Annotated in this window: 10 protein-coding genes; 2 read left to right on the top strand and 8 right to left on the bottom strand. The window is 49.9% G+C overall.

What is annotated here, in order from left to right:
- Position 1: 1 nt before the first annotated feature.
- The 6 genes from AYO36_RS00955 to AYO36_RS00930 all read right to left on the bottom strand — a co-directional run bounded on the left by AYO36_RS00955 (position 2) and on the right by AYO36_RS00930 (position 8,166).
- On the bottom strand, positions 2 to 1,063 hold the full coding sequence (locus tag AYO36_RS00955) for a YheC/YheD family protein (RefSeq protein WP_064299255.1): 1,062 nt from the start codon (positions 1,061 to 1,063) through the stop codon (positions 2 to 4).
- The gene (locus AYO36_RS00950; protein ID WP_064299254.1) at positions 1,060 to 1,677 is read right to left on the bottom strand and encodes a class D sortase; all 618 of its coding nucleotides are present in this window, start codon (positions 1,675 to 1,677) and stop codon (positions 1,060 to 1,062) included. Before AYO36_RS00950 ends, AYO36_RS00955 begins: the two co-directional genes overlap by 4 nt.
- On the bottom strand, positions 1,674 to 3,302 hold the full coding sequence (locus tag AYO36_RS00945; protein ID WP_064299253.1) for a hypothetical protein: 1,629 nt from the start codon (positions 3,300 to 3,302) through the stop codon (positions 1,674 to 1,676). Before AYO36_RS00945 ends, AYO36_RS00950 begins: the two co-directional genes overlap by 4 nt.
- A 79-nt stretch (positions 3,303 to 3,381) precedes the next feature.
- Complete coding sequence (locus AYO36_RS16605; protein WP_197484502.1) at positions 3,382 to 6,300, bottom strand: adhesive domain-containing protein; 2,919 nt, start codon at positions 6,298 to 6,300, stop codon at positions 3,382 to 3,384.
- A gap of 317 nt (positions 6,301 to 6,617) precedes the next feature.
- On the bottom strand, positions 6,618 to 6,941 hold the full coding sequence (locus AYO36_RS00935; protein WP_023469481.1) for a winged helix-turn-helix transcriptional regulator: 324 nt from the start codon (positions 6,939 to 6,941) through the stop codon (positions 6,618 to 6,620).
- Positions 6,942 to 7,008: 67 nt separating this feature from the next.
- Complete coding sequence (locus AYO36_RS00930; protein WP_064299252.1) at positions 7,009 to 8,166, bottom strand: AI-2E family transporter; 1,158 nt, start codon at positions 8,164 to 8,166, stop codon at positions 7,009 to 7,011.
- A 240-nt stretch (positions 8,167 to 8,406) separates the two neighbouring features.
- Here AYO36_RS00930 and AYO36_RS00925 point away from each other — a divergent pair, with 240 nt between their 5' ends.
- Both AYO36_RS00925 and AYO36_RS00920 read left to right on the top strand, forming a co-directional pair.
- Positions 8,407 to 10,947 carry an ATP-binding protein gene (locus AYO36_RS00925; protein ID WP_064299251.1) on the top strand — a complete coding sequence of 847 codons (2,541 nt, stop codon included), beginning with the start codon at positions 8,407 to 8,409 and terminating at the stop codon, positions 10,945 to 10,947.
- A 100-nt stretch (positions 10,948 to 11,047) separates the two neighbouring features.
- A complete protein-coding gene (locus tag AYO36_RS00920) occupies positions 11,048 to 11,896 on the top strand; it encodes an NAD(P)-dependent oxidoreductase (protein WP_064299250.1) in 849 nt (282 codons plus the stop codon).
- 52 nt (positions 11,897 to 11,948) lie between these two features.
- On the opposite strand, the gene AYO36_RS00915 is transcribed toward AYO36_RS00920, so the two are convergent.
- Both AYO36_RS00915 and AYO36_RS00910 read right to left on the bottom strand, forming a co-directional pair.
- Positions 11,949 to 12,731 carry a flagellar hook-basal body protein gene (locus tag AYO36_RS00915; protein WP_058704123.1) on the bottom strand — a complete coding sequence of 261 codons (783 nt, stop codon included), beginning with the start codon at positions 12,729 to 12,731 and terminating at the stop codon, positions 11,949 to 11,951.
- Between the two features lie 12 nt (positions 12,732 to 12,743).
- Positions 12,744 to 13,532, bottom strand: coding sequence for a flagellar hook-basal body protein (locus tag AYO36_RS00910; protein ID WP_064299249.1), 789 nt, complete (start codon positions 13,530 to 13,532; stop codon positions 12,744 to 12,746).
- Between the last annotated feature and the right edge of the window lie 128 nt (positions 13,533 to 13,660).

Raw genomic sequence — 13,660 nt, 5'->3', positions numbered from 1 at the left:
TCTAAGCCTCGATCCGTTCCTTCATCCATCCCCGGTCGAGTCCATGTACACCGGGACGCCCATGTGTCGCAAGGTACTGGCAATACTGGACCGCGAGATACTCTGCCTGAAACTCGACATAGCGCGTACCAGGCAAGCTGTTGACCTCATAGAGATAGATTTTCCCATCCGCCCCGATCCCGACATCGATCCCGAGCGCATCGAGCGGGTAGGCATAAAACGAATCGAAATAGGCTGGGAATCGTCGCGCAAAGTCGACGATCCGTCGCGAAATCGCTTCATGTTGATCCGGATAGTTCTGTTTCATGAAGATGTCCATCCGTGTCGTCGAGAATGCACCGTGACTAAGATGGCTGACCGATTCTTGGTGATTGTTGCTGACGAACGGAAAGTATTTGACGAGTTTCCATTGACCGTTCGCTCCCTTCGCGACATGGATCCGCATGCAATACGAATGCCCATGAATCGTTTGCGAAGCAATGAACGGCTGGACGATCATCGGATTCCGTTTCGTCTCTTCTTCGATGCGGCTGATCAATTCCCCTGTCGAACAGACGGTCGACTCGAGTAGATGACTGAACCGGTACTGATCTCCCTCCTGCTCAATCGTATAAATCCGTTGTCCTTGTTTTCCGTTCGCTGGTTTGAAGACGATTTTTCCGTATTGCTCAATCAACGGGAAGATCGTCTTTCCTTTCTTTACCCGGTGCATCGGAATCAAGACGTCCTGAAACGATCCTTCTTGCGCCAGTTGACGTAAGACGACATTTTTATTCCCAATCCGGTGCGTCGTAAAGGGAATCTCGGCTGCGAGACGATTGAACAATTCCTTGTCTGCATCACTGAGTGGCAAATGATTGTAGATGACGTCCGGAAACTCATACATACTTGGATGCCACGCATCTTCGTCGAAGAAGAGTCCGCGGATCGTCCGATTTTCGAAGTCGACATCGCGCGGTCGGAAAAAGAAGATGTCAACGCCCATCGAAGCACCGATGACGCAAGCAATCTTATCGCGAAACTGCGGATTCTCGTTCAGGCGCAAAATTCCGATTCGTGTCATGACGCATCCTCCTCGATCGGTTCAAAATAGATCAAATAACGTTCCGTACTGTCCGTGACGTTATAAAACGGATAACAGGTCGAAACGACGAGTGACTCCTGCTTCGTTGACTCAAGGACCCGCGTGTCTTTGTAATCAACAATCTCGCTCGATTGCATGACGTAGCGATAGGACCCGTTCGCGAGATAGAGGACGACCTCGTCGCCCTTCTTCAACTTACTGATTTTCGAGAACGTCGTATCGTTATGCCCGGCGAGGAAAATCCGGTCGCCTTGCCCTGGAAAGGCCGTCTCCGGATGATGGCCGACACCTTTTGCGAGTGTCGCATCATCGACGCCTTCAAGCACCGGTAACTCCATCTCAAGTGATGGCACCCTTAAATATCCGACCGTCTCACCGGTTTGGAAGAGGACATCCTTCGTCTTCTCCTTCGATGGTTTGCTCGTTGTTGCTGATTTTGATGTGGTCGATGACGTTCCTTCCGCCTGCACGACATCTTTTGCTTTTGCGAGTTCTGTCGTCAAGGTTTGCTGGATCGTCAGTTTCTGATACCCGACGTATCCAAGTAAGGCAAGTCCGATGACGAGTAACAGCGTTGATACGCGTCGCATCATGACGGCACCTCCTTCAGCATTCGTGTCCATGCCCGGCAATAACCAGATAAATTATGCTCGACGTCATCAATCCGGACCCGCATCGAATGGTGCCGAATGTAGAAACTTCCGAGAATCCGATCGGGTTTCTTCATATACATTGCGACTTCCGGATAAAAGAAGCCGTTTCGCTGATAGATCATCCGTCGTTCAATCGTCTGGTCGAGCCACTCGAGCGGAAAGTCGGCTAACAAGTCGGCTCGTCCAAGCGCTTCGATTCGGTCAATCATCTCGCGTGAAGCAAGCATCAGCTCGAGGAACGTCGGGTACGTCGTCTCCCGGTGGTGAATGAAGTCGAGTTTCGGGGAGACGTTCTTGAGACCGAACTGGAAATAACGCACTTCCGGCAACCATTTCGTTAACTCGTTCGCACCGTAGCTCAACCAGTGATCGTGGAACTTCCAGTACGATTTAGCGATGAAATGATCAAATGATTGGACGACACTATCGAGCCAACGTGGATTGGGATCGAGTGCGTACAACCGCATCAAGGCGTATGTCGCTTCTCCTTCGTAGTAGATGATTCGGAACGCATCCTTCAACGCAAACGACGGGTACTCGAGCACATGCAGGTATTGACCCGATGGTTGTTGCAGTGAAAGAATGCCTGCTGCGAGTCGTTGACTGAGTCGTAACTCATCCGTCGTCTGAAACGTCTGCATGTATTCCGTCAATGCTAATATCGCTGCAGCATTCGCACCGAGTTTGATTTCGTTCGATTCGCGATCAAGCACGAAGGAACGCTCTCCTTCATGTACAATCAGCTCCTCGACCAAATAACGTTTTGCTCGATCGATTGCTTGGCGTAATCGTTCGCTTGGTGTCAGTCGATAGGCTTCAATCATTGAATAGAGTGTACTTGCATGACGTAAGCTGTTGTAGAACTTGATCGGTTTATCAAAGCATGGGAAGTAACCATATTGGAAGCGACCATTCGTCCGGACTTGGCGAGCAAGATACTCACTCGACTGGGCGACGATCGTCTTGATTTCAGAAGGAAGTGGGCTTGTCGTCTCACGGATTTTTTCGACATCACGTATGACTTCAAGTACATATGGTGTTTCGTCTGCGAAGACACCGAGTGTATCAAAGAGGAGGCATGGACTTGTCGGATGAAAGTCCATCCGCTCCGTCCGCCCTTGTTGGTGCGCATAATTGCTCAAGTTCGTTAGATTGATGTGTAGTTCTTGATGCGTCGGATCTTGTGTCAAAACGGCATTACCATTCAATTCTTCTTCTAGATAGGCACATTGCATCTTTCGATCGAATGCGATTCCGTGTCGGAAGTAATTTTTCCGTGTGTCTTTCACCCGCTCGTTTAAAGTCTCAAACGAAAGTGCCTCAAAGTTTCGGGCGATGTCGAGTTTTAACCACTCCATCTCCGGTTGTTTACGGAGCCAATTGCGTGCTTGATCTTTTACGGATTGTAGTCCTTTGCCTTGGAATCGAACGACACGGGCCCGCTCCGATGCTTGTCCGAGTGAGACGAATAACATCATCTGACGATTCCAGTAATAGATATCATCGGTCTTCATGTGTTGTTCCAGTACATCGATGGCAGTGGTGAATCGGTTGAGCAGATCCATGTTCAGCTTCACTCCTATTCTAAAAGGATGAATCGCAGTGAGGCACAGATGGCCCCACTACGATTAACTACAGCATGACTTACTCTTGTGGACGGCGGCGGAATAGTTTCGTGAACAATCCGGCAGCTGTCGCAAGCATTCCCATGAGGGTGATCAAGAACAGATTTTCCGAAGTATTCGGTAACGTACCACCAACGATTCGTTTAACTGGTTGAGTGATCGGTTTTGAAACGAGTGGTGATTTCGCGGTTGATGCTTTAACCGAAGTGTTTGGTAACGTCGGTTTAACGCTCGAACTACTTAGAGAGCCTGATGAAGGTGTAGGCTTGATGTTTGATCCTGAACTCACTATTGGAGATGGGGTGATGACTGGTCCATTACTCGGCGGTGTCATAGGTGGTGTCACGGCTGGAATCGTTATGACGATATTATCATTGTCAGTATTAGTGTTTTGATTCGAAACATTGTTGGAATCGTCTCCACTATTTTCGTTGTTACCATTATCTCCACCATTAGTATTGTCAGTATTGTCGTCATTTACACCATTAGCATTATCCTTGTCTCCATTGTTATCGTTATCCGCATCGGCGTCGTTATCCGCATCGGCGTCGGCATCCGCATCGGCATCCGCGTCAGCATCGGCGTCGGCATCGGCGTCAGCGTCAGCGTCCGCATCCGCATCAGCATCAGCATCGGCGTCCGCATCCGCGTCAGCATCTGCATCCGCATCAGCATCCGCATCAGCGTCCGCATCCGCATCCGCATCGGCATCAGCATCCGCGTCGGCATCCGCATCGGCATCTGCGTCAGCATCGGCGTCAGCATCAGCATCAGCATCAGCGTCAGCATCAGCATCAGCATCAGCGTCGGCATCCGCATCCGCATCCGCATCCGCATCGGCGTCAGCATCAGCATCAGCGTCAGCATCCGCATCAGCGTCAGCATCAGCGTCGGCATCCGCATCCGCATCCGCATCCGCATCCGCATCCGCATCCGCATCCGCATCGGCATCCGCATCCGCATCCGCGTCAGCATCAGCATCGGCGTCAGCATCAGCATCGGCGTCAGCGTCGGCATCCGCATCCGCATCGGCATCTGCGTCAGCGTCCGCGTCCGCATCAGCGTCCGCATCAGCGTCGGCATCAGCATCGGCGTCAGCGTCCGCATCAGCATCAGCGTCGGCGTCAGCATCCGCATCTGCATCGGCGTCCGCATCGGCGTCAGCATCGGCGTCAGCATCCGCATCGGCGTCGGCATCCGCATCGGCATCCGCATCCGCATCCGCATCAGCATCCGCATCAGCATCCGCATCGGCATCGGCGTCAGCATCCGCATCGGCATCGGCATCAGCATCGGCATCCGCATCTGCATCGGCGTCAGCGTCCGCATCAGCGTCGGCATCGGCATCGGCGTCCGCATCAGCGTCAGCATCCGCATCCGCATCCGCATCGGCGTCAGCGTCAGCATCCGCATCCGCATCGGCGTCCGCATCAGCATCAGCATCAGCATCCGCGTCAGCATCCGCGTCGGCATCGGCATCGGCGTCAGCATCCGCGTCAGCATCCGCGTCAGCATCGGCATCGGCGTCAGCATCCGCATCGGCATCGGCATCGGCATCAGCGTCCGCATCAGCATCAGCGTCAGCATCCGCATCGGCATCGGCGTCAGCGTCGGCATCGGCGTCAGCATCCGCATCGGCATCTGCGTCGGCATCGGCGTCGGCGTCGGCGTCCGCATCGGCATCTGCATCTGCATCGGCATCAGCGTCCGCATCAGCATCAGCATCGGCGTCAGCATCAGCATCAGCATCAGCATCAGCGTCAGCATCCGCATCCGCGTCAGCATCCGCATCGGCATCCGCATCCGCATCAGCGTCAGCGTCTCCATCCGCCTCTTCATCAAAAACGATCGTATCTTGACCATCTAGATCAGCCAGAAGTTGTACATCAATTGCTGACGTATTAACGACAGATCCTGTAACAACAACTTCGTCTTGAGCAACTCCAGCCGGTTTATCTACGGTGACATTGGCACTAACAGAAGTTGGTCCAAGTACTTGTACACCTGCGAGTTCATTCGACAAGTTCACTGTATCGTTCGTTACTGCCGTTAAAAGACTGTTCACACCTGGCAGTAAATTTTTGACTGGGTTTAAAACAGGATCAATTAAATTTCCTGCTATTCCGGATAATTTTAAATTCGTAATGGCATTGACCAAATCGGTCAAGGCTTCTTGAACAACTTGTTTCGTTACCGTGTCAAGATGCTGTCCTAAACCATCACTAAAATCGATGATGATTGAACCATCCGGATTAATCGTGACTGGAGCAGAGCCTTCATAATCTAGAAGGTCTGAAAGTGCGGTATCTAAATTTTGTAGATTATCCAGGGCATCCGTTAATTCTTCGAGCCCATCCACTCTCAACAAACTACCTACGACTGGAGTACGTTGTAATCGATCGATACCCGCTAATAGGTCAGTCACAGTATCTGCTACTGTTCCCGTCAACGGATCGAGCTGTCCCTTAAGCGTCGGTAAATCTTCAAGTGTGATGGGTAATAATTCAACACTGACCGACGCATTACCATTCGCCTGCATTTTTCCCGCTAAATCTGGAATGTTGAAGACAGCCACCCGGTCCGGGTTCAATACTTCCGCATCGGCTAATCCGATTCCGGTTAAATTAAGGGCTAAATCATAGTTATCCGGTTGTTCCGTCAGATTTGCATTGACCGCGACATCCGTCAATAGTTGAACTTCAGCTAAGCTGACTCGATTCGGTCCTTGGACAAGCGAGTTTCGAACCGAGTTCGCGAATTGACTTTGTTGCGTCTGAAACTTCTTTTCAGAATTCTCAGCTGCTTCGGTTTTCGTATAAGTGAATGAGATCGGAGAGAGGGCGAGAGAGGACGCTGCCAGCAGTTTCACTAGTCTTCGTGTGTGGTTTCTATGGTGTCGATTCATCTTCTTTCGAAAATCAGGTGCTTTTTTTCTCATTTCAACACTCCTTTTCTACGGAAAAAATAATCGTACATCTATTATTATGCATGCAATTACCATAAAAATATACAATTTTTTACAAAAGTAATGGTTGAATAGTTATTATTAACCAGTATTTTAGATATTAATTTACCATAAAAATATAAATAATATATATTATCAATAATCAATCACTAAAATATATTGTAATTTTATTTCATACTAGTTCTATCCATTTTGTGTAAAAATGGCTTATTTCAATTTTATATGACCATAGTTTTAAAAAACGCAAAAAGACCTACGAGCGTCTGCTCGTAGGTCTAGAAACCTGCTTTTTAGTATCGAATGTGTTGCTTACTCCAACGGATCGATTCCTTGAACTGTCGGACGAGATCTTCAGCGGGTGCCGTTAAATAATAGGCAAGTCCGTGCACTTTCTCGGACATCTGCTGGACAACGAGTCCATCTTCGATCAATTCCTGTAATTGCTCGAGGATCTGACCGTGCGACTGATCGATTCGTTGCTCGAGTTCCCCGATCGTCAACGCACCATCACGCAAGAGATAAATGATGCTCGACTTCAAACTGTTCTCGAAGTTGTGTTGAAATTTCTGCAACGCCAGTAAATCGGCTTGTTCTTCGGTATGACGTGAATCCATCTGATTCCTGCCCCCTTTTTCTTAGCTACCTCTTCAGTATGACGTACTTTTACGTGAATTTCAAAACTCAATCGCGCTCCGTGATGATCGTATCAAACGTCTTCTCTTCCTCTGTGATGACCATCTTCTTCTGCGACCGGAGATGATAGAGACGACGAATGTTCAGGATGACGACCTTCATGACAGCGTAGAACGGAACACCAAGCAAGACGCCGAAGAAACCAGCGATGTTCCCGGCGACGAGCAAGACGATGATGATCGTTAGCGGATGGACGTCAAGCGTCTTCCCTTGCACGAGTGGTGACATGATGTGCGAATCGATTTGCTGCGCGACCGTCATGACGATGATCGCATAAATCGCAAGAATCGGATCCTGAATGAACCCGACGATCAAGGCCGGAATGACACCGAGGACAGGACCGAGGAACGGAATGATGTTCGTTAGTGTCGCAAACAAAGCGAGCAATAACGCATAATCGATCCCGATAATCAGATACCCGATATAGGCGATGATCCCGACACCAATGCTGACGATGACTTGCCCGCGGATATAGCTCATGATCGTCAAATGGACGTCACCAAGGATTTTTTTCGTTTCCTTATGATACTCATACGGCATCAGCTTGACGAGATTGCCTTTCAGCTTATCGCCGTCAAGCAACATGTAGATCAACATGATCGGAATGATGACGATCGTCACGACCGTCGTCGTCAGGACACTGACGAATCCACCGACACCTGTGCCGATGTTCTTGAGGAAAGTCGACGCATATTCTGAGATGTTGCCCGAGAACTTATTGAACAAGTTGTCTGGTCCTGACAGGAAGCGTGAAAAGGCTGCGCTGTTCTCGAGTTGATCCCGGACATCAATCAATTGCCGCTGGAACTGTGTCGCAAGTGTCGGAATCGAATTAACGAACTGCGTGATTTGCTCCGACAGCATCGGACCAAAGATGAAGCCGAGTGTCGTCAATATCCCGATCAAACCCACGAGGACGATCAAGACAGCAGGTCGCCGTTTCATCTTCTTCTCAAGTAACTCGACGATCGGTAGCAGGACATAATAGAGAATCCCGGCGATCGCGAGGGGTGGTACGACCATCTGAAGCAGAATCGCGACCGGTCGGAACAGGAACGTGACATGATCACCAATCCAGACAATGATCAGTAACGTCATGACCCACCAGGCGAATCGGTACCATTTGTTTTCAAACATTTTTTGCATCTAACCACTTCCCTACTTAAAAAATGAAGTTCAATATCCTCTTTAGTTTTCCTTAAAACGATACTTCTTAATCCTTATTCTTATAGTTCGTTATCGTTTAACACATATATGATATATTTGTTTTAGTCAATTTTGCAGATTCAGATTTGCCGAGACCTTCAAATCTACGTAAGATAAGTGTATTCGGCATTTAAGCAATCTTTTTGATACATGTAAAAATAGAATACGGAGGATACCCCAGTGAAATGGATCAATCATACCATCGGTCGCCAATTGATGTTCGCCTTCTATATGGTGTTCGTCGCTCTCAGCATCACGTCCGGAATCGTTTACTTCTATACGGAACAGAAAATCGATCAGGCGAATGCGACATTCGATGATTTACGTGAACGGCGGACGAATGCGAATGCGCTCGCAAGCGAGTGGACCGTCGCGCAAAGTAACGTGAAATCTTACTTATTGACCGGCTCACAGGAAACACTTGATGCCGTCAAGACAAACCAACAGGAGATCAACCGTTTGACGACATGGTTTGAGAAATATGCGGTATATGAGCAAGGTCAAGAATACGCAATCGCGACACGTCAAATGTATGACGATTATTTCGGAACGTCGCTTCCACTCCTCAACGAATACGTCGAAGGAAAAAAAGACGGAAAGATCAACGAAGATTTTGTTGATCCGAATACACTAGCAGCCCTGTCGAACGGGAAAGATTTGTTCACTGAAAACGGTACGTTACGTGGATCGGTCAGTTTATCAGACGCTGATGTCGACATGACACGGATTGATACGTTACTTGCTGATTATCTGACGCTGATCCAAGGGAAAGAAGTCGATGCGAAGAACGATCTCCTTGGCGAAATGCGTGTCGCCCAGTTCATCTGGCTCTCGAATCTCGTCGTCTTGATTCTTGTTCTCCTATCGCTAGTGCGTCCATTCATCAGTCGCATTACAAAACAAGTCAATGCCTTGTCTCGTGATAGCGCCTTACTTGCGACGGGAGAAGACATTCAAGCGATCCCCTTGCCTAAACGGAAGGACGAGTTGCATACACTGACGACATCGTTCAATCAGATGGCGGCATCGATTGCCGATAACAAGGTCCATATGTTGGCGAAGAACGAAGAACTCCAAGCACAACAAGAAGAACTCGTCGCCCAGCAAGAAGAATTGCAAGCGCAGCAGGAGGAACTCGAAGAAGCACTTGATATCACGCTTCGCAGTGAACAACACCTGAAGTATCGCAACGAATTGACGGAGACGCTCGCTTCTCGTGAGACGTTGACAGCTTATCCGGAAATCATCGAAAAGCTCGTCTCGATCACGCATTCCGAGATTGGCGCCCTGTTGTTCCTCGATCAACAAGAAGTCCGCTCGACGATCGATTACGGGATGACGGAAGAGATGGTCGGTCGTCTTGTCTCTGACGATCAGTCACTCTTGCACCGGGCGCGTCTCTTAAAGCGTCCTGTTCATTCATCGAAACAGGTCGCACACGAGAGCCCGCTGCCGTATCCGTACTATATGTATGAGGTCGCGGTACCGGTCATGGATCCGTCAAAAGAGCATATGATCGCCTGTATCTATCTCGTTCGTTATCGTGATGCCTTCACGACGGAGCAAATGAGCGACATCCTGTCGTTCTCGCATCAGTTGTCTCTCTCGCTTCTACGGATGGGCATCTATGAAGAAATGATTCGTGAGAAAAACAAGACGACGCAACTATTGAACTCGATTCGGGAAGCTGTCGTCTACATCGAACATGAGACAGATGCGTTACTCGTCAACGAACCGCTGATGACGTTGTTCCCGGAAGTCCCGACTCAGTTTGAGGATGAAGATCGCTCTGCCTTCGAGCAAGCGATGCAGGCATTAGCTGACATCATTGATGAACCGGCAGCATTCGAACGCTACATCGAACAAATCGTCGAACTCGATTTACCGAAAGATAGCTTGATTGTCTCGATTCGAAAGTATAGTACCTATATCCAGATTTACGCTGAGAAGATTGAAGTCGACGGCACATGGGTCGGTACGATGCTTGTCCTTCGTGACGTGACGAAAGAAACGGAAGCCGAGCGGATGAAGGAAGAGTTCGTCTCGACCGTCTCGCATGAGTTACGGACACCGCTCTCTTCGATCTATGGCTTCACCGAGCTGATGCTTAATAAACGGTTCGAGGAAGAACGGCAACGGAAATATCTCCAGACGATCCACTCCGAGACCGGTCGCCTGACGACGCTCGTCAATGATTTCCTCGATGTTCAACGGATGGAGTCGAGTGAACATCGGTATGAGATGACGACGTTCGATGTTGTCGAACTCGCCCAGGACTTGATTGAGTTCTATGATGTCTCACACGAGACACACACGATTGATTTCGAGGCGCGTGGACCGATCATGATCGACGGCGACGCAGAAAAGATGAAGCAATTACTGAACAACCTGCTCAGCAATGCCGTCAAGTACTCACCGAGCGGTGGGACAGTCTTGATACGGATTACAAATGAACTTGGTTTCGCCCAAATCCGGATTCAGGATGAAGGCATCGGGATTCCACAAGACGCGCTTCCGAAGTTGTTCGATAAGTTCTACCGTGTCGATAACTCCGAGACACGGAAAATCGGTGGGACCGGTCTTGGTCTATCGATCTGTAAGGAGATCGTTAAACACCACAGCGGAACGATTGATGTCGAATCCGTCGTCGGTGTTGGATCAACCTTTACGATCCGTTTCCCGATTGCTGTCATCTCGACCATCCTCACGTATGAAGATTAATCACCTGACCGTTCACATCATGTGGACGGTCTTTTTTGTCGTTAGATTCGACGACGTGCGGGGTATAGTCAAAAGCGTATTAGGATAAGGAGGAATCGACATGCAACTTGGATGGATTGGTTTAGGACATATGGGGGTACCGATGGCAACACGTCTACTTGACGGTGGGCATGGCTTGACAGTCTACAACCGGACGTATGAAAAGACAGCTCCACTGACTGAACGAGGAGCAACAGCTGTCAAAGAAGCACAGGACGTCGTGCGTCAAAGCGATATCGTCTTCGTCATGCTCGCGGACGGACCAGCTGTCGCGTCCGTTCTCGAGAGTGTAACAGACGACCTCACAGGTAAGACGATCGTCAACTTGAGTACAATCTCACCGGAAGAGACAAAGAAGATGGCACGGCTCGTCGAAGAGCGTGATGGCATCTATCTCGAATCGCCTGTCTCGGGCTCCGTTCCCGTTGCAGAAAGCGGACAGCTCGTCTTGCTTGCTGGCGGTGACGCAGACGTCGTCACGGCTTGTCAGCCCTATCTTGACCTACTCGGCAAAGAAACGATTCATTTCGGATCACATGGCTCAGGCAGTGCAGCGAAGCTCGCCATTAATTTATTGCTTGCTGTCGTCGGGCAAGGGGTCGCGGAGACATTGTTGCTTGGAGAAGGTGCGGGGCTCGAGAAAGAGAAGCTAATTCAGATGATTAGTGCTTCCGGGATGAACACCCCGCTATTCACCGGCAAACGCGACATGTACCGGAAGAATGACTTCCCGTCTGCATTCCCGCTCCGTCTGATGGCAAAGGATTTAGGGCTGATCACGGCTGAAGCAAAACGCCAACAAATCAAGCTGCCACTCGCACAGGCGACGGACGCTAGCTACGCTGAAGCAAAACCGACTTATGGTGATGCGGACATGGCAGCGATCTATCTCGCGTTACAAGAAAAATAATGAAAAGGGTGATACCTCTCGATATGAGAAACATCACCCTTTTGCTGTGAGATTATTTAAGAGACGTGACGATCCCCATCATCTGATCACTTGTCATCAATGCTTTCGAGTTGAACTGATACGCCCGCTGCAGCTGCGTCAAGTTCGTCATCTCAAGCGCCATATCGACGTTTGATGTCTCAAGCCGACCGACCGTCAACGGATTGCCCGCTGCATTCTGATATTGTCCGGTCGCCGTGAACAAACCACCGCCGACTTCCGTCAATTCACCGTAGTTCGGGATGTCCGCAACACCCACTCGAGCGAGGACACGCCGATCCCCGTTTATGATCCCCGTGATGTTGCCGTCCTTGTTCAGTTCAATCTCTGTCGCGTTCGCCGGCAAAACGATCGGATCATTCGCCTGGTTGATGACAGAACGTCCGGCATCATCTGTCAGCAGGACTTGTCCGTTTGCTTGCGGTGACAACTGGAAGTTTCCGTCACGCGTGAACTTCGTTACGCCATCCGTATCGATGACACCGAAGAAATGGTGTGGATTCCCAAGTGCTGCGTCGAGTTTTCGGTCTGTCGTCCGGAACGTTCCGACGCCAAAGCGCGTCGCTTCGTTTGCGACGTAACCTCCGACACCGAGTCGAAGTCCTTCTGGTGTCGTCAACGGACCTGGCGTAAAACCTGTCGCTTGGTTGTTGATGTTACGGACGAGCAGTTCATTGAACTGGGCATCCCGACGTTTATAGCCGTTCGTATCGACGTTAGCCAGGTTTTGACCAGTCGTGTCGAGCTGTTTTTGCAACTGTCCCATCGTACTTGCGGATGTATAGATTGATTGCATCGTATCCTCCTATTAGCGAACGCGTCCGATTTCGGAAACAGCCTTCTCCGCTGTCCGGTCGTACGCTTGAATGACTTTTTGATTGGCTTCGAACTGGCGTAGACCGGCATTCATCTCCGCCATCGTCTGTTCGACCTCGACGTTCCCAAGTTCGAGTACACCTTGATCGACCCGGACGTTTCCAGCGTTTAACGGATTAGCTGATCGGAACAAGCCGTTGCCTGTCCGCTCAAGCGTCTCTGGTTGATCGGTTACGACGAGACCGAGGTTACCGATTGCCTGACCGTTTCCGTCCGTGACGGCACCGTTCGCGTCAACGAGGAAATCTTCATTGACGACGTCGAGTGGTTGACCGTTCGTATCGAGGACAAGATCATTCTCCGTCGTCCGGAGTAACCCGTCTTGTCCGACGGCAAACTGTCCGTTCGTCGTGTAAAGTGTCTCTTCCTCTCCCGTCAACGGATCCTGATGGCGAATCGTAAAGAGCGGTGCCCCTTCAAGCGAACTGATTTGCAAGTCCGTCGCATTGCCCGTCTCCGTGATTGAACCTTGCGTGAAGTTTGGTGTCGCTGCCTGCATAAAGACACCGGTCGCAAGCTTTCCGACCGTCGCGACTCCCCGCACACCTGTCCGTTCATTGTTTGCTGTCTGCTGAATCAGCATCTCCGGAAACGTCCGGAGTGACGCTTGATCAGCGCGGAAGCCCGGCGTCCGCGCATTCGCCAAGTTATTACTGAGCATTTCCTGTTGGCGTTGTAATGCCTGCATCGCATTCGACGCCGTATACATTCCTCGTAGCATGCGTTCATCTCCTCATTGACTTCATGTTCAATTCTTTCCTCTCAGTATATCGGTCGCTTCTTCATCAATTATGAGCTTTTTTGAACAAAAAGGTAATGTTCGGAAGAGATGAATCAAAAGACCTATTA

The sequence above is a fragment of the Exiguobacterium sp. KKBO11 genome, assembly GCF_001644945.1.
Taxonomy (GTDB): Bacteria; Bacillota; Bacilli; order Exiguobacteriales; family Exiguobacteriaceae; genus Exiguobacterium_A; species Exiguobacterium_A abrahamii.
This window is presented reverse-complemented; position numbering and strand designations above follow the sequence as displayed.